Here is a 17,783-nt window from a genome sequence, read left to right as displayed (position 1 = left end):
CGGAATAATAAAAATAGGCAGCAAGAGGTTAATGAACATTAACTGGAGAATAACGATGTTGCTAAAAAAAATAAAACACGTGCTGTTAGCCATTACCGGGGGCCTGATTATTTGCAGTGCAGGCGCACAGGCTAAAAACGATAAAACTACCCTTGGCGCTATTTATCTCGATACCCAGGGGTATTACGCCGGCGTCCGCTGGGGCGTGCAAGACGGCGCTGCCAAGGGCGAAGGAAAAATTGAAATCATAGAAACCAATGCGCAGGGGGATGTTTCTAAAGAAAGTTCGTTTATCGATACCATGATTGCGCGCGACGTGAATGCCATCGTGCTTTCCGCCGTATCGGTCAATGGCAGCGTGCGGGCCATCAAGCGCGCCAACGAAGCGAATATTCCGGTGATTTGTTACAACACCTGCATTAATGAGAAAGGCGTAGATAAATATGTTTATGCCTATCTGGTGGGCGATCCTTATGAGTTTGGCAAAAAACTGGGCAATAGCGCCGCTGATTACTTTATTGAAAAGAAAATCACCGAGCCTGCGATTGCGGTTATTAATTGCGAAGCTTTCGAAGTGTGCGTGCAACGGCGTAAAGGGTTTGAAGCGGCGTTAAAAGCGAAAGTGCCGGGCATGAAAATCGTCGCTAATCAGGAAGGCACGGTGCTGGACAAGGCGATCTCGGTCGGCGAGAAGCTGCTGATCTCCTCCGGGAAAGTCGATGCCATTTTCGGCGAGTCCGGCGGCGCTACGCTTGGCGCGGTTAAAGCCGTGCGCAACCAGAACAAGGTAGGCCAAACGGTGGTGTTCGGCTCGGATATGACCACTGAAATCGCGCAGGAACTGGTGAACCGCCAGGTACTGCAGGCGGTGGTGGATATCTCGGGCAAGAAAATGGGCGCTCTGGTCTTTGCTCAGGCGATGAATGCCATCAACCGCCAACCGGTCGGCCAAAAGGTGGTGCAGGTGCCGATCGATCTTTATGCCTCCTCGCAGAGCGCCGCTGATTGGCTGGCGACTCATAAAGATGGCTTGCCTTAATGTCGGTGACCCCCATGAGCGACAGAGCCTTAAACGAATTGGCGCAGCAACCGGTGGTGGCTCGTATTCAATCCGTGCATAAGCGATATCCGGGAGTGGTGGCGCTGCAGGATGTGAATTTTACCCTGCGGTGTGGCGAGGTTCGCGCTTTGCTGGGGAAAAACGGCGCGGGCAAGTCCACCTTGATCCGCATGTTGACCGGCAGTGAGCGGCCGGATACCGGGCAGGTGTTTATCGGCGAGCAGTTGCTGGATGGGCCAGAGGCGCTGTTGACGCGTCGGGCCGGTGAGCTTGGCGTTCGGGCCGTTTATCAGGAACTGAGCCTGGTTCAGGACATGAGCGTGGCGGAAAACCTGTGTCTGGGGGGCTGGCCGCAGCGCGCCGGAGTGATTGACACACAAGGCATGCTGACGCAGGCACGTCTTGCGCTGGCGTTGCTCGGGGTGGATATCGATCCTCAACAATGGGTTCGCGATCTCAGCCCGGCGCAGCAGCAACTGGTGGAGATCGCCCGGGCCTGCCAGGGGGATCCCAAAGTGGTGATCCTCGACGAGCCAACCAGTTCGCTGGCCAACGCCGAGGCGGATCTGGTCGCGGCGGCAGTCATGCGCCTTTCCGCCGCCGGGATTGCAGTGGTGTATGTCAGCCACCGAATGAACGAGATCCGTCGGCTGGCGTCGTCCTGCACCATTATGCGCGACGGCCGCGTGGCGGGTGACGTGGCGCTGGACAACACCTCCACCCAGCAAATTGTCGACCTGATGCTGGGCCATCAGGACCACCATACGCAAACCGTCACGGCCCCGAAGGGCGGGGACAAGGTTTTTGAAGTTAAACAATTATCGCTGTCGCCCAAATTGCACCAGGTCAGTTTTGAGCTGCGGCGTGGCGAAGTGTTGGGTATCGCCGGGTTACTGGGCGCAGGCCGCAGTGAATTGCTGAAAGCCATTGTCGGCCTGACGCCGTTCACCGAAGGCGAGCTGATCCTCGACGGTGAAACCCTGACCTACCCCAATTACGCCCAGATGCTCAAACGCGGTATGGCCTACACGCCGGAAAACCGAAAGGCTGAGGGCATCATGCCGTTGCTGGGCGTGGATGAAAATACCGTGATGACCGACAGCCCTTCAGTCAGCCGCTTTGGCGTGCTGAACTGGCCGAAGATCAAACAGGTTACCTCAGCGATCGTCGGCCGCATGCGGGTGAAAACCGCGGAAACCGGCACGCCGATCATGACGCTCTCCGGTGGTAACCAGCAGAAAGTGGTGATTGGCCGTTGGGTTTACGCCAGAAGCCGGATCCTGTTGCTGGATGAGCCGACGCGCGGGGTGGATGTCGAAGCGAAAAATCAAATCTACCGTATTGCGCGTGAGCTGGCGGCGGAGGGGAAAAGCATTATTTTCGTGTCGAGCGAAGTGGAGGAGTTGCCGCAGGTCTGCGACCGGATCTTATTGTTGCAGCAAGGAAGGATAGTGAAGGAATTTATCTCACCCGTGGATGTTGAACAGCTGATGTCTGAAGTGCTGATGATCCAATAATTCTGCCCGCATTCGAAGGCACCGGAGGTAATGACAATGTCCACATTGGTACCGGAAGTCAATATAGCCAAAACCAGAAAGCTATCAAAGCACGCCAATGAACTTGGCTTACTGGCGATTATTATCGTGCTCTACCTGGTGTTTTCTATTTATGCCACCGGGTTTATTTCACTGAATAACCAAATGAATATTTTACGCGATGCCGCCACTATCGGCATTGCCGCCTGGGCCATGACGCTGATTATTATTTCCGGGGAAATAGACGTCAGCGTTGGCCCGATGGTGGCCTTCATTTCGGTGATCCTGGCTTATTTAATGCAATACGCCATCCCGCTGCCATTAGCGTTGATCCTGGCCTTGTGCCTGGGGGCGGCGTTAGGCTCGGTCGCCGGAGTATTACGTGGCTGGTTCAACGTGCCCAGCTTTGTCGCCACGCTGGGACTTTGGAGTGCTCTACGTGGTATGGGGTTGTTTATGACCAACGCCTTGCCGGTGCCGATCGACGAAAATGCGGTGCTGGACTGGCTGGGCGGACAGGTGTTGGGCCTGCCGGTTTCAGCGGTAATTATGCTGATCCTGTTTGTGATTTTTCAGTTTATCAGCAAGAAAACCGCCTTTGGTCGCTCGGTGTACGCCATTGGCGGTAACGCCAGCGCCGCCCAGCTGTGCGGCATTAACGTCAAGCGTATTCGCGTCCTGTTATTCACCCTGGCCGGCCTGCTGGCTGCCGTCACCGGTATTCTGCTGGCGGCACGTCTGGGCTCCGGCAATGCCGGTGCGGCCAGCGGCCTGGAGTTTGACGTGATCGCAGCCGTGGTGGTGGGCGGTACCGCCTTGTCCGGCGGCCGCGGTTCGATGCTCGGCACGCTGCTCGGCGTGCTGGTGATCACCCTGATTGGCAACGGCCTGGTCTTGCTGGGGATTAACTCCTTTTTCCAACAGGTGGTCAGAGGCGTGATTATCGTACTGGCGGTGCTGGCCAATATTATCGTGATGCAGAAGAACAATAAGCAATAGCCTCATGTACCACTAAAAATAACGCTTTAAATCTGGAAGGAAAATATTATGGGAAAAATGTTGTCGGCTTATTTACCCGGAAACTCCACGGCAGAGCTGCGCGAGTTGGATATTCCGCAGCCGGGTATTGGCCAGGTGTTAATTAAAATGAAATCGTCCGGTATTTGCGGCAGCGATATTCATTATATTTATCATCAGCACCGTGGTACGGCGGCTGCACCGGAGCAGCCCTTGTACCGGGGATTTATTAACGGCCACGAACCTTGTGGGCAGATTGTCGCGTTGGGGGCCGGTTGCCGGCACTTTCGCGAGAGTGACCGCGTGCTGGTGTACCATATTTCCGGCTGCGGTTTTTGCAGCAACTGCCGCCGGGGCTATCCGATTTCCTGTACCGGCGCCGGCAAGGCCGCCTATGGCTGGCAGCGGGATGGCGGCCACGCCGACTACCTGTTGGCGGAGGAAAAAGATTTGATTCATCTGCCTGATTCGCTCAGCTACGAAGACGGGGCTTTTATTTCCTGCGGCGTCGGCACGGCCTATGAAGGCATTGTGCGCGGCGAGGTGTCCGGCAGCGATCACGTGCTGGTGGTGGGGCTGGGCCCGGTCGGCATGATGGCGATGATGCTGGCGAAGGGACGCGGGGCAAAAACGGTGATTGGCGTCGATGTTATCCCGGAGCGTCTGGCGACCGCGAAGCGGCTGGGGCTGATGGATCACGGTTTTCTGACCGGCGAGGGCGTGACCGAACGCATTCGCGAATTGACCGCGGGCGGTGCCAACGTCACCCTCGACTGTTCCGGCAATGCCAAAGGGCGCCTGCTGGCGCTGCAGGCTTCTTCGGACTGGGGAAGGGTTGTCTACATCGGTGAAACCGGCAAGGTGGAATTTGAAGTCAGCGCAGACCTGATGCACCACCAGCGGCGGATCATCGGCTCCTGGGTCACCAGCCTGTACCATATGGAAAAATGCTGCACCGATCTGCACGACTGGAAAATGCATCCGCATCAGGCCATTACCCACCGTTTTAAGCTCGAGCAGGCCGCGCAAGCCTATGCGCTGATGGCTTCCGGACAGTGCGGCAAAGTGGTGATTAACTTCGCCGATTAACGTCAGGAGGCACTATGGCACTGTTTCGTTTGGATAACGGCTGCGTCTCGCTGGTGGTTTCCTCGCTGGGCGGCAGCGTGCTGAAATTCACCGCCCACACACCGGAGGGAGAGATCCCTCTGCTGCGGCCTGCGGCAGTGAGCGACGCCACACCGGCGCTGCAATCGGGGTGTTTTCCGCTGGTCCCCTTCGGCAATCGGGTCAATCAAAACCGCTTCAGCTTCGAACAACAAGACTACCGGCTCAGCGCTAATACCGATTGGGATCGGCATTATCTGCATGGTGATGGCTGGCTGCAGGAATGGCAATGTGTGGAACAAGCTGACGATGCCCTTCACTTGCGCTATAGGCATGAGGATGGCCCTTACCGTTATCAGGTAGAGCAATATTTCACGCTTCATCAGCAGCAACTCAGTATCGAACTGGCGGTAGAGCACCGTGGTGAAAGGCCGATGCCCTATGGTCTGGGTTGGCATCCGTACTTCCCGTTAACGGCGAATACTCGGGTACAGGCATCCGCCGGGGCTTACTGGCGAGAAGCCGAAGACTGGCTGGCGGGCGAGCAGGCGGCGCTGAGCGAAGAAATGGATTTCAACCAGCCGGGGCCATTGCCGCGTCATTGGGTGAACAACGGCTTTAGCGGCTGGAATGGCGAGGCGGAGATCCAGTGGCCGGAGCAGGGAGCTCGGTTACGAATGAACACTCAGCCGGCTTGCCCGGTTTACTTCCTGTTCGTCTCGGATCCGGCGTTCGATCCGGGGTATCAGTTCGATTTCTTCTGCCTGGAACCCATGTCCCATGCGGCCAACGGGCATAACATGGCTGACCTGGGTGGGCTGCGCCGCCTGGCAAAAGGGGAGCGGTTTAGCCAGACAATGTTGCTCAGTTATTCCGCGGTTTAAGCCCGAAAATTAAAATTCGGATCTCCTTCACAGAACCCATTCAAACTCTGCAACCGGTTACTGAAACCGGTTGCGGTTTTTTCGTTTTTGAAACCATACTCATTCTTCAACTGAATCATTTGTACCTATGCCCCCAGGAGAACGGATGAAAAAAATATTTTTATGCTGCGCCGCCGGAATGTCGACCAGTATGGTGGTGAATAAAATGAAAAAGTCTGCCGAACAGCAGGGGATTGAGGTTGATATTATCGCCGTCGGCCTGGAGGAATTTGAATCCACGCTGGCGAATTACCAATGCTGTCTGCTTGGGCCGCAGGTGAAATATAAGCTGGCCGATTTTAAAAAGATTGCCGACAGGGAAAATAAGCCGATAGCGGTGATAAACAGCATGGATTACGGCATGATGCGCGGCGATAAAATTCTCGCCGAAGCCTTACAGATGATCGCACAACACTGATCCCGCCGGGGCGCCGGCAACAGCCTGTTTCCGCCGGGTTCCCGCTTTGTGACCATTGACTCAGAACGTCCCGAGGGTTGAACCATGAGTATCAGCCAGGCCGCATTCAATTTTATTGAAAATCGCATCAGCCCGATAGCCGGGAGATTATCAACTCAGCGACATATTATGGCGATCCGCGACGGTTTTATTTCCGCGATGCCCTTTATGATTGTCGGTTCATTTTTATTGGTCTTTGCCTACCCGCCTTTTTCCGCTGACAGCAGTTGGGGAATTGCCCAATGGTGGCTGGGGGCGGCGGAAAAACATCAGGTCGCTATTCTTACCCCGTTTAATATGACGATGGGCATTATGTCCATCTATATCACTGCCGCCATTGCCTACAACCTGGCGCAAAGTTATAAGCTCGATCCCTTTATGGCGGCGATGCTGGCCTTGATGTCGTTCTTGCTGGTTGCCGCGCCGCAGAGCGAAAAGATGCTGCCGACGGCGGCACTGGGCGGCGTGGGGATCTTCACCGCCATTCTGGTGGCGATTTATACCACCGAATTGATCCGCTTCCTCAAGGCGCACAATATCGGCATCTCGCTGCCGGAACAGGTGCCGGCCAAGATCAAGCAGTCGTTCGATCTGCTGATCCCGATCCTGGCGGTGGTAATCACCCTGTATCCGCTGAGCCTGCTGGTGCAGCACCAGTTCAACCTGCTGCTGCCGCAGGCGATCATGGCGCTGTTCCAACCCTTGATCTCCGCTGCGGATTCGCTGCCGGCGATCCTGCTGGCGGTGCTGATCGGCCATCTGCTGTGGTTTGCAGGTATCCACGGCGCAGTGATCGTTTCCGGCATGCTGCAGGCCTTCTGGCTCACCAACCTGGGGATCAATCAGGATGCGCTGGCCGCCAACCAACCGATGCCGCACATCTTTATGGAGGCTTTCTGGACCTTCTTTATCGTTATCGGCGGATCCGGCGCCACCTTTGGGTTGGTGCTGCTTTATCTGCGTAGCCGTTCGGCACACCTGCGTTCGATCGGCAAGCTGAGCCTGGTGCCTAGTTGTTTCAACATCAACGAACCGGTGATCTTCGGCACGCCGATCGTGATGAACCCCACCTTCTTTATTCCGTTTATCACCGCGCCGATCGTCAACTCGATCATTGCCTACGCGGCGGTGAAGCTGGATCTGATCGGGCGGGTGATCTCGGTAGTGCCCTGGACTGCTCCGGCGCCGATTGGTGCCGCCTGGGCTACCGGTTGGGATTTCCGCGCTGCGCTGTTGGTGCTGCTGCTGGCGGCGGTTTCGGCGTTGATCTACTACCCGTTCTTCAAAGTCTATGAGCAACAGCTGCTGGATCAGGAAGTGAGCGAAGCGGAGCAGATTGAACAGACACAAGGAGTCACCGAATGATCGACATGGAAACGGCGGTAATGGAGCTGATCATCAACGCCGGAGAGGCGCGCAGCTGTGCCATGCAGGCACTGTATGCGGCGCGAAAGTACCAGTGGGACCAGGTGGATATTCTGCTGGCGGAATCGCGACTGGCGGCGAAGCGCGCCCACGCCACCCAGACCGAGCTGATCGGTTTTGACGAAGGAGAGGGCAAGCTGCCGGTCAACCTGATTATGGTGCACGCGCAGGACCACATCATGAATGCCATGCTGGCGCGCGATCTGGTGGAGGAACTGGTGAGAATTTACCGATTACTGGAGCAAAACGGGGTGAAAAACCAATGAGCGTATTTCCGAAAGATTTTCTCTGGGGAGCCGCGACCGCGTCTTATCAGGTCGAGGGTGGCTATGATGCCGACGGCAAAGGCCTGTCCAACTGGGACCTGTTCTCCCACCTGCCAGGCACCACTTATCAGGGCACTAACGGCGACGTGGCGGTCGATCACTATCATCGCTTCCGTGAAGATGTGGCGCTGATGGCCGAACTGGGTATGCAGACCTACCGATTCTCGATTTCCTGGCCACGGCTGCTGCCACAAGGTCGGGGCGAAGTGAACGAGGCCGGGGTCCAATTCTACAGCGATCTGATCGACGAACTGCTCAAGCACAATATCAAACCGATGATCACCCTTTACCACTGGGATCTGCCGCAGGCGTTGCAGGACGCGTTTGGTGGTTGGGAATCGCGTGAGATCGTCGATGCTTTTGATGAGTATGCGCGGCTGTGTTACTCGCGGTTTGGCGACCGGGTCGAACTCTGGTCCACGTTCAATGAAACCATCGTGTTTATCGGCATGGGCTATTTCACCGGGGCGCACCCACCCAAACTGACCGATCCGAAAAAGGGCATTCAGGCGTGTCACCATGTGTTCCTGGCCAACGCCCGTGCGGTAAAAAGCTTCCGTGAAATGAAGATCAACGGCCAGATCGGCTTCGTCAACGTGCTGCAACCGAACGATCCGATCAGCGATTCACCGCAGGATCGTCGCGCTTGCGAGATCGCCGAAGGGATCTTCACCCACTGGCTGTACGATCCGGTGCTGAAAGGCGAATACCCGTCAGAGCTGCTGGCGATGGCGCAGCAGGCCTTTGGCGTACCGCATTTCGCGCCGGGCGATGAGGCGTTGCTGAAAGAGAATATCGTCGATTTTATCGGCCTGAATTACTACAAGCGTGAAATGGTCGCGCACAACGATGACGTGGACGGCTATGCCATCAACACCAGCGGGCAGAAGGGCAGCGGGCGCGAGCTGGGCTTCAAGGGGCTGTTCAAACAGGTTCGTAACCCGAACGGCGTCTACACCGACTGGGATTGGGAGGTCTATCCGCAGGGGTTGACCGATGCCATTGGCCGTATCGTCAAACGCTACGGCAATATTCCGATCTACATTACCGAGAACGGGCTGGGAGCCAAGGATCCGATCGTCGAAGGTGAGGTGCGCGATCAACCACGAATTGATTATCTGCGCGATCATATCCAGGCGATCGGCGCGGCGATCGAGCAGGGCGCGGATGTTCGTGGTTATTACCCGTGGTCATTTATCGATCTGCTCTCCTGGCTCAACGGCTATCAGAAACAGTACGGCTTTGTGTATGTCGATCACGACAACAATCTGGCACGTAAGAAGAAGCAGAGCTTTGGCTGGTATCAGCAGGTGATCGCCACCAACGGCGAACGGCTGTAGCTCACGCAGGGGTAAGTCTCAGTATGTCCCAGGCTGATAGGTAAAATTTTAGGCTGGGCAGGTACTTATCCCCTTTCTCCGATCTATCCGTCAATCATTCCCTTCTCAAAACTGCCTCTTGCTATTCCATTTCGGCATACCCGTGTTGTGACTATTCATTATTCACCGCCTATAAAAACGCCATATAGTCAAATCATTGCCTTACCGTACCATCACAAACAGGAGGGTGAGATGAGCGATTCCCCGCTTGAACCGCCACATGATTTTCCTCGCCAGCTGGCAGAGCATAAGCATCTGCTACAGTTCCCTTGGGGAACCGCCAAAGCTGGCAGGATCGCCATTCTCCCCCGTATCCCGCTTTCTGCATGATGAGGGAATAACCATGAAAACGATAACGCTGGGCAGCAATACATTCGACTACCAGGATAGCGGCAGCGGGGACACCACGCTGCTGCTGCTTTCCGGCTGGTGCCAGGATCACCGGCTTTTTAAACACTTAACGCCGCTGCTGGCGCAACATTATCGCGTACTTAATATTGATTGGCGTGGGCACAATGCCGAGCGCAGCTACGATGGCGATTTTGGCATCAACGATCTTACGGCCGATCTGGTCCTGTTTCTTGATCGGCTGGATGTTGAGCATTTGATCCCGCTCTCTACATCCCATGGCGGCTGGGCCAACATCGCTTTAAGCCAGCAGTTGGGCCCGTTGCGGGTACCGAAAACCATTGTGGTGGACTGGTTGATGACCGGAGCTTTTACCGATCTGCTGCAGAATTTACAGCAGAGCCAGCGGCCGGAAAGCTGGCAACAGGCTCGAGATGCTCTGTTTGCGGAATGGGTAGCCCATACGGATAACCAGGATGTGATCAACCATGTTCAATAGGAAATGGCCGGGTTCGATCAGGAGATGTGGATCCGTTCTTGTCGGGAAATCGAGTTGGCCTATGGGCAATTTGGTTCGCCCCTGCAACGCCTGGAGCAACTCACTCCGGAGCGTCCGGTAATGCACCTCTATTCACAACCGCATAGCGCCGAGTATGACCAGCTGCAGCGCGAATTCTCCCAACGCCACCGTTGGTTCAACCCGGTGAAAATTGCGGGGGCGAGTCATTTCCCCACTCTGGAATCGCCGGACAAAGTGGTGATGGAAATCCGGTCATTTATTGGCTAGGCAACATCCCGCCGTAGCAACAGCGCTCCTAATGATGAGCAGATTCATAAGAATGTGCGTAGCCGTATTTATGTCGTTCGGCATGTCTGCCGTGATTAAACCACCGACATTGTGCACGCCTGTTTTCCAGTGGGTAATCAGGAGGTAAAACATGAGCATGCAGGTCGATCGTAAGGTGATCACTGGCGGTCATATTATCACCATGGACGCAGAGTATGGGGAATTGCCCCAGGGGGCGCTGCTGATTGAAAATAGCCGGATTGCAGCGCTGGCGGAAAACGCAAAGGCGTTTAGTCATCTGGATGCCGAGGTGATCGATGCGCGTGGTGCGATCGTGTTGCCGGGTATGATCGATAGTCATCGCCACACCTGGATGTCGTTGTTTCGTGGGATCTCCGGCGATATGTCGTTGCCGGAATTTCTGGCAAACACGTTTTATGGACTGGGGGCCCTGGTGACCGCCGAGGATTTGTCCACTGCCACCCTGATGGGAGCGCTCGAGGCCATAGACAGCGGGGTCACAACCATCCTCGACTGCTGTGACTGTGTGAATAGCCCGGATCATGCCGTCGCGGCGATTGAATCACTACAGCAATCCGGTATCCGTGGCGTGTATTCCTATGGATTTCAGGTTTATGATTTTCAGCCCGCCGGTTTTTCCAGCCATCAAGAACGCGTCAATTTTGCCGCTGAATTGCGCGAGCGTTATTTTAGCGACGATCGGGGTTTGCTGCGTATGGGAACCCTGCTCAGCGATTTTGGCACCGTGCCCTTTGCGCAGACTGCGGCAGAGATCCGCATGGCGCAGCAGCAGGATATCCTGATTGCTTCTCATACCGGTGCACTGCCTAACAGTCGGTTATTAAAAGGGTTGCAGGAACTGGACGATCATCAATTGCTGCAGCCCGGCCACCTGCATATTCACTGTTCCGGTCTGACCGATCCTGAATGGCGGCTGTTGGCTAAAACCGGCGCTAAAGTCAGCATTGCCCCCGAAACTGAAATGCAAATGGGCATGGGTTTTCCCCCTATCAGAGCCTGTTTGGATCACGGTATAGCCCCGGCGATCAGCACCGATATTGTCTGTGTGGGGTCTGGCGATCTGTTTTCGCAGATGCGGTTGGGGCTGCAAACCCAGCGCTGCCTGGATAACCATAAGCACCATATCCGTGGCGAAGTTGTTTCTGAACTTTCTCTCTCGGTGGGGGATGCGCTGCGTTGGGCGACCCACGGCAGCGCGGCTGCGCTGGGAATGGAGGCCAGCATCGGTTCACTGACGCCGGGAAAACAGGCCGATGTGATTATGCTTAAACATCAGCGGGCGATGGTGCCTTCTTCTTTCCCGGGAGCGAGCTGCGTGTTGCAGTCCCATGCCGCCGATGTGGATACGGTGATCATCAACGGCCAGATCCGCAAGCGGCATGGCGAACTGGTAGGACAGGATATGGCCGTCATCCGGCAACGCGCCGCTCAGACGCTGGGGCGTATTCAGCAGGCGGCGTTCGGGCGTGCAGAGATCACGGGAGCAGAAGCGGTTGCCTGGCTTAGAGAGGCGGAGCGGCGAGCGTCGGTAAATCTGGCGGAGGCCTATCGCCGATAAGCGTATTTTGGATCATGCTGCGCCCGACCGAAGGCGGGCGCAGGGAGATTACAGAGAGTCCGGATCCGGCCCCAGACGGTTGCCGATATCCAGTTTGGCGATTTCGCCCAGTTCGTCTTTATCCAGTTTGAAGTCGAAGACTTCGAAGTTTTCACGAATTCGCGCTGGCGTGACCGATTTCGGGATCACGATCAGCCCGCTGTCCAGGTGCCAGCGCACCACGATCTGCGCCGGGGTTTTCTCGTATTTTTCCGCCAGCTTTTTGATCACCGCTTGGTCGAACACCCCTTCGCCGCCCTGTGCCAGTGGGCTCCAGGATTCGGTTGCGATATGGTGGGTTGCGTTCCAGGCGCGCAGTTGGCGCTGTTGCAGCAACGGATGCAGCTCAATTTGGTTGATCACCGGTGCGATATTGGTTTCGTCCAGCAGGCGCTGCAGGTGCGGGGTGTGGAAATTGCATACCCCGATGCTTTTGACCAGCCCCTGCTCACGCAGTTTGATCAACCCGCGCCAGGCGTCGACATATTGGTCCTGCTGCGGTTTTGGCCAGTGGATCAGATACAGATCGACGTAATCCAGCTTGAGTTTTTCCAGGCTGGTTTCCAGCGCGCCTTGCGGGTCGCCCTGATCGTCGTTCCACAGTTTGGTGGTGATAAACAGCTCATCACGTGGTACTGAGGTGGATTGCAATGCTGCGCCAACCCCTTCCTCATTCTTGTAGATTGCAGCGGTATCGATCGAGCGATAGCCCACCTCCAGTGCTTTAAGCACCGCCTGGGTGGTTTCTGAAATACTCGCCTGCCAAACGCCGAGACCCAACTGCGGCATCAGATTACCATCGTGGAGTTTGATGATGGGTTGTTGCGTTGTCATGCGTATCTCCTTGTCAACGGATTGCCCAGTGCTGCATGCACCGGAAACGGCTATTAATAAATTCTAGTTGGCAAATTGGGGTGGTGCTGAGTTTGCTAACCAAATTCCAGCGCTGTCGGGACAGGGCGGCTACAGGTCATGTTTTCTCCCATGGGTTAACCAGATGATGTCATGCGAAACGATCGGCAGCGCAGAAAGTGCGCTGAACTGCGCCCGATGATCGGTCGGGCGCAGGAGAGAAGTCGAAACTAAAGCCTAGCAGGAAATACCGGTTTTGCGATTAACGCGCCGCGTTATAAATGCGCTGGCTGACTTCCAGAGTGATGTCCTGGTGCTCGCCCAATGCGGTCATGCCGTGCTGATGCAGCTTATCCAGCAGGGCCGGAATAGAGCTGCCGTCGAGCTGGTAATCCGCCATGCGGGTCGGTACGCCCATTTGTTCGAAGAAGGCACGAGTGGCGGCAATGGCACCGTCGATGCGGCTGTCTTCACTGCCGTCGCGCAGGCCCCAAACGCGGTCGGCGTACTGCAGCAGTTTTTCGCGTTTCTGGGCTTTTTTCTCGATCAGCAGCGCGGGCAGAACAATCGCCAGCGTTTGGGCATGATCCAAACCGTGCATCGCGGTCAACTCGTGGCCCAGCATATGGGTTGCCCAGTCCTGCGGCACGCCGGCGCCGATCAGGCCGTTCAGCGCCATGGTGGCGCTCCACATCACGTTAGCGCGCACCGCATAGTTTTCCGGCTCGGACAGCGCGCGCGGACCATCTTCCAGCAGCGTCAACAGCAGGCCTTCGGCAAAGCGGTCTTGCACCTTGGCGTCGACCGGGTAGGTCAGGTACTGCTCGATGGTGTGGACAAAGGCGTCGACTACGCCATTGGCAATTTGGCGCGGCGGCAGGGAGTAGGTCACTACCGGATCCAGCACCGCGAACAGCGGTTGCACGTGTGGCGAGAAGAAGTGCTGTTTGTCGCCGCTGCTTTTGCGGGTAATCACTGCGCCGCTGTTGGACTCAGAGCCGGTGGCCGGCAGTGTCAGTACGCAGCCCATTGGCACCGCGCCTTTGATTTCACTGCCCACGGTTTTCAGGATGTGCCAGGGATCGGCATCCGCCTGATAGTGGGCCGCTGCGGCAATAAACTTGGTGCCATCAACCACCGAGCCGCCGCCGACCGCCAGCAGGAAATCGATATTTTCTGCACGCACCACCTCGACCGCTTTCATCAGCGTTTCGTAGGTTGGGTTAGGCTCAATGCCGGAAAACTCCTGCACGTTGCGGCCCGCCAGTGCGGCATAAACCTGATCCAGTACGCCGTTTTTCTTCACGCTGCCGCCACCGTAGGTGATCAGAATGCGTGCGTCGGCAGGGATCTGCTGTGCCAGGCCGGCGATTTGGTCTTGGCCGAACAGGATTTTGGTTGGGGTATGGAGAATAAAGTTTTGCATGGGTGATTTCTCTTCTGCATGGGGCCAGCGCCGTCGGCGCAAAATATCTGAGGCGTATTGTCAGTAACTTGGCTCAGCAGCACAATGCACATTCCTGCCCGAGTCTTGCCTATTCCTACAAAGCGTTGTAGAAAAATAGAGTTTTAAACTATTATTTATGCCGAATTATTCTTAATGTAAGAGGGTGTTTCCGTGAGCGAAATCGATGAACTGCGCGGCCGCATGGCGCGCCAGGCGGCCTGCTTTGCCGAGAGCAACGGTTATACGCCTTCGCCGGTACCGCTGGTGAAAATCCTCTATGTTGATCGCCATTGCCCGCGCCAGCCGGTGATGTATGAACCGGGGATCGTGATCATTTTTCAGGGGCATAAGGTCGGATACTGCGGTAACCGGGTCTTTCAGTACGATCCGCGCAATTATCTGTTGATGACGGTGCCGCTGCCGTTTGAGTGTGAGACCTTTGCCAGCCCGGAATTGCCGCTGGTGGGGTTGTCGGTGAATATCGACAGCCAAATGCTGCAGGACCTGTTGATCGACATCGGCGATGACGACTACTTGGTGAAGCCGCGCAGAGAAAGCAGCGGGGTGAACCTGGCCGAGCTGTCGGAAGAGCTGTTGTGCGCTACCGAACGCCTGCTGGATGTGATGGCCAAACCGCTGGATGCACGCGTGCTGGGGCCGCAGATTGTGCGTGAAATTCTCTACCACGTACTGCGCGGAGCCTGTGGCGCCTCATTGCAGGAATTGGTTAATCGCCATACCCACTTCAGCCAAATCGCCAAGGCGCTGCGGCGCATCGAGAACCAATATGCGGACAGCCTCAACGTTGAGCAGTTGGCAGGGGAAGTGAATATGAGCATCTCGGCGTTTCACCATAACTTCAAGGCAGTGACCAACACCTCGCCGCTGCAATATGTGAAATCCTATCGCTTGCACAAGGCGCGTTTGCTGATGGTGCACGACGGTCTGAAGGCCAGTACCGCCGCAATCCGCGTCGGCTATGAAAGCGCTTCGCAGTTCAGCCGCGAATTCAAACGTTTCTTTGGCGTGACGCCGAGTGATGAAGTTGCCCGGTTGCGCGACAACCCCCCTTTAATGATGGAGGGCTAAGCCGGAACCCGCTCCTCTAATGGGCGACGATGGCCGCCCGTCTGGGTATCAGGAAGAGGCTGCGCGTTTTTTACGCCAGATAACCAACATGCCGCCGAGCAGGCCAACCAGCAGCAGCACCAGCGGCAGGATCATCAGCCCGGTCATCACCTGGCTCTCATAGCGTTTCACCAAAGGGATCTGGCTGAAAGCGTAGCCGAGGCCGACCACTGCACCCACCCAAATCACCGCGCTCAACCAGTTAAAGAACTGAAAACGGGTGCTGTTGAGGCCAGAGATACCGGCCATGGTGGGCAAAAGAGTACGAACGAAACCCAGGAAACGGCCGATGACCAGCGCCGTCAGGCCATGGCGGTTAAACAGGTTGTGTGCACGTTGGTGATACTGAGCGGGCAGTTGCAGCAGCCAACCTTTGACCAGATTGGTATGGCCCAACCAGCGGCCCTGCAGGTAGCTCAGCCAGCAGCCCAGGCTGGCGGCGACGGTCAAAATGATCAGCGTCGGCACAAAGGCCATCACGCCCTTGGCGATCAGCGCGCCGGATAACAGCAGCAGGCTGTCGCCGGGTAAGAAGGAAGCTGGCAGTAGTCCGTTTTCTAAAAAAAGAGTGGTGAAAAGTACTGCATAAACCACCCAAATTACGCTGGGATTGGCAAGGGCAATGAAGTCCTGCTGCCAAAGCGCATGAACAATCTCTCGTAATACATCCATTATTTATCCTGTTGCATACCGGTTGCGCCTGGCTTCAGGGTATCCAGGGCACAGTGTTGGCCGTATCTGACAGTTACTCGCCTAGTGTAACGCTAATAGCTTAAGCACACATTAAACAAGGCGAATAAAGTTGCCGATGCAAACAGGCATTCTGTTAGCGCGTATTGGCGATGCGGTCGAACCCGGCGGCGAGATCGGCAATCAGATCCTGCACGTTCTCCAGGCCGATATGCAGACGCACCAGGGTGCCGGAGAAGTCGACGCCGCCCGCTGGGCGAATGGCTTCCAGTTCCTCCGGCTGGTTAGCCAGGATCAGGGATTCAAAGCCGCCCCAGGAATAGGCCATGCTGAAGTGGCTGAAGTTATCCAGATACTCGGCTAACTGCACGTCGCTCAGGCGCTGTTTCAGCACGAAAGAAAACAGGCCGTTGCAGCCGCTGAAATCGCGCAGGTAAAACTCGTGGCCCTTGCAACCGGGCAGCGCCGGGTGATTGACCACCGCCACCGCGGGTCGCTGGGCCAGCCAATGAGCGACTTCGATGCTGCTATGCTGGTGCTGCTTCAGGCGTACGCCCAGGGTGCGCAAACCGCGGCTGGCCATATAAGCGGTATCGGCGTCCACCATTTGGCCCATCAAATAGGAGTATTCACGCAGTTGGTCCCAACAGCGCTCGTTAGCCACGGCGGTGCCGAGCATGTAATCGGAATGGCCAATAATGTATTTGGTGCCGGCCTGAATCGAAATGTCGATATCAAAATCCAGCGCCTTGAACAGCACCCCGGCCGCCCAGGTGTTATCGATCATGATCACCACTTCAGGCGCCGCGGCGCGAATCGCCTGCACCATTGCCGGAATATCCTGGATCTCCATGGTGATCGAACCGGGGGATTCGAGGAACACCACGCGGGTATTGGGCTGAATCAGCCCGGCGATATCGGCGCCGATCAGCGGATCGAAATAGGTGGTTTCCACATTCATGCGGCTCAGAATATGGGTACAAAAGTCCTGCGTCGGCTCATAGACGGAACCGGTCATCAGCAGGTGGTCGCCCGCGCCGACAAAGGACAGAATGGCGTTGGAAACCGCCGCCGCGCCGCAAGGGTAGAGCACGCAGCCTGCGCCGCCCTCCAGTTCGACCATCGCATCCTGCAACGCGAAGTGGGTCAGGGTGCCGCGTCGGCCGTAAAACAGCTCGCCATGAGCACGTTTGGCGGTGGCCTCTTTTTTGGCCGCCACGGAGTCAAATACCAATGAAGAAGCGCGTTGGGTGACGGGGTTGACGGAGCCCTGGGTATAGCGCTTGCTGCGCCCGGCGCCAATCAGGGTAGTTTCGATGTTTTTAGACGTCATAGGAGCGGGCTCACCTTTGCTTGATCTTCACGGGTCATTTGCGATAGCCCTTACGTTAGCATGACGCCTTATAGCCATCCAGACGTTTTAACATCCAAATGTAGAAACGGCTATAATCTTCTGCTCAATCGTGCTCTCGCATGCCATCCTTCTGCCTGACGGCGATAACCAAGCGGGTTTATCGGTGAGTCCGGGATGTAACAGTAAAATGCGACAAATCCCCCGTCTTTGTTGCAGCCCTGTGCGGTAAAAGTGACGAAATAGCCCTATAAAGGGTGCATATAGGCCCGAACAGGCGGCGAATGGGTTAGTGAGAAGGCCTTTAGTGCG

At 56.2% G+C, this 17,783-nt stretch carries 18 protein-coding genes; 14 read left to right on the top strand and 4 right to left on the bottom strand.

Features of this window, described 5'->3' with window-relative positions; genetic code table 11:
* Window positions 1–55 precede the first annotated feature (55 nt).
* The 13 genes from LQ945_RS09925 (at window position 56) to LQ945_RS09865 (ending at window position 11,964) form a co-directional block, all read left to right on the top strand.
* Entirely contained in the window at window positions 56–1,039 is a 984-nt protein-coding gene (locus tag LQ945_RS09925; protein WP_420136180.1) for a substrate-binding domain-containing protein, read from the top strand.
* A 14-nt stretch (window positions 1,040–1,053) separates the two neighbouring features.
* Window positions 1,054–2,577 carry a sugar ABC transporter ATP-binding protein gene (locus LQ945_RS09920; protein WP_270102809.1) on the top strand — a complete coding sequence of 508 codons (1,524 nt, stop codon included), beginning with the start codon at window positions 1,054–1,056 and terminating at the stop codon, window positions 2,575–2,577.
* Window positions 2,578–2,607: 30 nt separating this feature from the next.
* Window positions 2,608–3,594, top strand: a complete 987-nt coding sequence (locus LQ945_RS09915) for an ABC transporter permease (RefSeq protein WP_262241080.1) — start codon at window positions 2,608–2,610, stop codon at window positions 3,592–3,594.
* 48 nt (window positions 3,595–3,642) lie between these two features.
* Window positions 3,643–4,701, top strand: coding sequence for a zinc-dependent alcohol dehydrogenase family protein (locus LQ945_RS09910; protein ID WP_270102808.1), 1,059 nt, complete (start codon window positions 3,643–3,645; stop codon window positions 4,699–4,701).
* A 14-nt stretch (window positions 4,702–4,715) separates the two neighbouring features.
* Window positions 4,716–5,603, top strand: a complete 888-nt coding sequence (locus tag LQ945_RS09905; RefSeq protein ID WP_270102807.1) for an aldose 1-epimerase — start codon at window positions 4,716–4,718, stop codon at window positions 5,601–5,603.
* 145 nt (window positions 5,604–5,748) lie between these two features.
* Window positions 5,749–6,060 (top strand): PTS sugar transporter subunit IIB, encoded by a 312-nt coding sequence (locus tag LQ945_RS09900; protein ID WP_044553491.1) that lies wholly within the window; start codon window positions 5,749–5,751, stop codon window positions 6,058–6,060.
* 84 nt (window positions 6,061–6,144) lie between these two features.
* Complete coding sequence (locus LQ945_RS09895) at window positions 6,145–7,464, top strand: PTS sugar transporter subunit IIC (RefSeq protein WP_020828662.1); 1,320 nt, start codon at window positions 6,145–6,147, stop codon at window positions 7,462–7,464.
* A complete protein-coding gene (locus LQ945_RS09890) occupies window positions 7,461–7,790 on the top strand; it encodes a PTS lactose/cellobiose transporter subunit IIA (protein WP_270102806.1) in 330 nt (109 codons plus the stop codon). Before LQ945_RS09895 ends, LQ945_RS09890 begins: the two co-directional genes overlap by 4 nt.
* Window positions 7,787–9,190 carry a GH1 family beta-glucosidase gene (locus LQ945_RS09885; RefSeq protein ID WP_269934155.1) on the top strand — a complete coding sequence of 468 codons (1,404 nt, stop codon included), beginning with the start codon at window positions 7,787–7,789 and terminating at the stop codon, window positions 9,188–9,190. The genes LQ945_RS09890 and LQ945_RS09885 overlap by 4 nt, the downstream gene beginning before the upstream one ends.
* A gap of 231 nt (window positions 9,191–9,421) precedes the next feature.
* Window positions 9,422–9,559 (top strand): hypothetical protein, encoded by a 138-nt coding sequence (locus LQ945_RS09880; RefSeq protein ID WP_270102805.1) that lies wholly within the window; start codon window positions 9,422–9,424, stop codon window positions 9,557–9,559.
* A gap of 13 nt (window positions 9,560–9,572) precedes the next feature.
* The gene (locus LQ945_RS09875; protein WP_270102804.1) at window positions 9,573–10,076 is read left to right on the top strand and encodes an alpha/beta fold hydrolase; all 504 of its coding nucleotides are present in this window, start codon (window positions 9,573–9,575) and stop codon (window positions 10,074–10,076) included.
* Window positions 10,077–10,079: 3 nt separating this feature from the next.
* Window positions 10,080–10,364, top strand: a complete 285-nt coding sequence (locus LQ945_RS09870; RefSeq protein ID WP_270102803.1) for a hypothetical protein — start codon at window positions 10,080–10,082, stop codon at window positions 10,362–10,364.
* A gap of 151 nt (window positions 10,365–10,515) precedes the next feature.
* Window positions 10,516–11,964: an amidohydrolase family protein gene (locus tag LQ945_RS09865; protein WP_270102802.1), complete on the top strand. Its 1,449-nt coding sequence runs from the start codon at window positions 10,516–10,518 to the stop codon at window positions 11,962–11,964.
* A gap of 48 nt (window positions 11,965–12,012) precedes the next feature.
* On the opposite strand, the gene dkgA is transcribed toward LQ945_RS09865, so the two are convergent.
* Window positions 12,013–12,837 (bottom strand): 2,5-didehydrogluconate reductase DkgA, encoded by an 825-nt coding sequence (gene dkgA / locus LQ945_RS09860; RefSeq protein ID WP_269934158.1) that lies wholly within the window; start codon window positions 12,835–12,837, stop codon window positions 12,013–12,015.
* Between the two features lie 280 nt (window positions 12,838–13,117).
* A complete protein-coding gene (yqhD, locus tag LQ945_RS09855; protein WP_020828656.1) occupies window positions 13,118–14,281 on the bottom strand; it encodes an alcohol dehydrogenase in 1,164 nt (387 codons plus the stop codon).
* 222 nt (window positions 14,282–14,503) lie between these two features.
* Here yqhD and LQ945_RS09850 point away from each other — a divergent pair, with 222 nt between their 5' ends.
* Window positions 14,504–15,391: an AraC family transcriptional regulator gene (locus LQ945_RS09850; protein WP_420136187.1), complete on the top strand. Its 888-nt coding sequence runs from the start codon at window positions 14,504–14,506 to the stop codon at window positions 15,389–15,391.
* Between the two features lie 48 nt (window positions 15,392–15,439).
* Here the strand turns inward: LQ945_RS09850 and LQ945_RS09845 are convergent, their stop codons facing one another.
* Window positions 15,440–16,102 (bottom strand): DedA family protein, encoded by a 663-nt coding sequence (locus LQ945_RS09845; protein WP_044553478.1) that lies wholly within the window; start codon window positions 16,100–16,102, stop codon window positions 15,440–15,442.
* A gap of 154 nt (window positions 16,103–16,256) precedes the next feature.
* Complete coding sequence (gene metC, locus LQ945_RS09840; RefSeq protein WP_270102800.1) at window positions 16,257–17,453, bottom strand: cystathionine beta-lyase; 1,197 nt, start codon at window positions 17,451–17,453, stop codon at window positions 16,257–16,259.
* Window positions 17,454–17,783: the final 330 nt, after the last annotated feature.

The organism is Serratia liquefaciens, assembly GCF_027594825.1.
Classification (GTDB): Bacteria; Pseudomonadota; Gammaproteobacteria; order Enterobacterales; family Enterobacteriaceae; genus Serratia; species Serratia liquefaciens_A.
The sequence above is the reverse complement of the archived record's forward strand: the minus strand, read 5'-3'. Positions and strand labels throughout refer to the sequence as shown.

Coding starts and splice junctions, on each gene's coding strand:
- LQ945_RS09925 (WP_420136180.1), top strand. CDS start 56: ATGTTGCTAAAAAAAATAAAACACGTGCTGTTAGCCATTACCGGGGGC.
- LQ945_RS09920 (WP_270102809.1), top strand. CDS start 1,054: ATGAGCGACAGAGCCTTAAACGAATTGGCGCAGCAACCGGTGGTGGCT.
- LQ945_RS09915 (WP_262241080.1), top strand. CDS start 2,608: ATGACAATGTCCACATTGGTACCGGAAGTCAATATAGCCAAAACCAGA.
- LQ945_RS09910 (WP_270102808.1), top strand. CDS start 3,643: ATGGGAAAAATGTTGTCGGCTTATTTACCCGGAAACTCCACGGCAGAG.
- LQ945_RS09905 (WP_270102807.1), top strand. CDS start 4,716: ATGGCACTGTTTCGTTTGGATAACGGCTGCGTCTCGCTGGTGGTTTCC.
- LQ945_RS09900 (WP_044553491.1), top strand. CDS start 5,749: ATGAAAAAAATATTTTTATGCTGCGCCGCCGGAATGTCGACCAGTATG.
- LQ945_RS09895 (WP_020828662.1), top strand. CDS start 6,145: ATGAGTATCAGCCAGGCCGCATTCAATTTTATTGAAAATCGCATCAGC.
- LQ945_RS09890 (WP_270102806.1), top strand. CDS start 7,461: ATGATCGACATGGAAACGGCGGTAATGGAGCTGATCATCAACGCCGGA.
- LQ945_RS09885 (WP_269934155.1), top strand. CDS start 7,787: ATGAGCGTATTTCCGAAAGATTTTCTCTGGGGAGCCGCGACCGCGTCT.
- LQ945_RS09880 (WP_270102805.1), top strand. CDS start 9,422: ATGAGCGATTCCCCGCTTGAACCGCCACATGATTTTCCTCGCCAGCTG.
- LQ945_RS09875 (WP_270102804.1), top strand. CDS start 9,573: ATGAAAACGATAACGCTGGGCAGCAATACATTCGACTACCAGGATAGC.
- LQ945_RS09870 (WP_270102803.1), top strand. CDS start 10,080: ATGGCCGGGTTCGATCAGGAGATGTGGATCCGTTCTTGTCGGGAAATC.
- LQ945_RS09865 (WP_270102802.1), top strand. CDS start 10,516: ATGAGCATGCAGGTCGATCGTAAGGTGATCACTGGCGGTCATATTATC.
- dkgA (WP_269934158.1), bottom strand. CDS start 12,837: ATGACAACGCAACAACCCATCATCAAACTCCACGATGGTAATCTGATG.
- yqhD (WP_020828656.1), bottom strand. CDS start 14,281: ATGCAAAACTTTATTCTCCATACCCCAACCAAAATCCTGTTCGGCCAA.
- LQ945_RS09850 (WP_420136187.1), top strand. CDS start 14,504: ATGGCGCGCCAGGCGGCCTGCTTTGCCGAGAGCAACGGTTATACGCCT.
- LQ945_RS09845 (WP_044553478.1), bottom strand. CDS start 16,102: ATGGATGTATTACGAGAGATTGTTCATGCGCTTTGGCAGCAGGACTTC.
- metC (WP_270102800.1), bottom strand. CDS start 17,453: ATGACGTCTAAAAACATCGAAACTACCCTGATTGGCGCCGGGCGCAGC.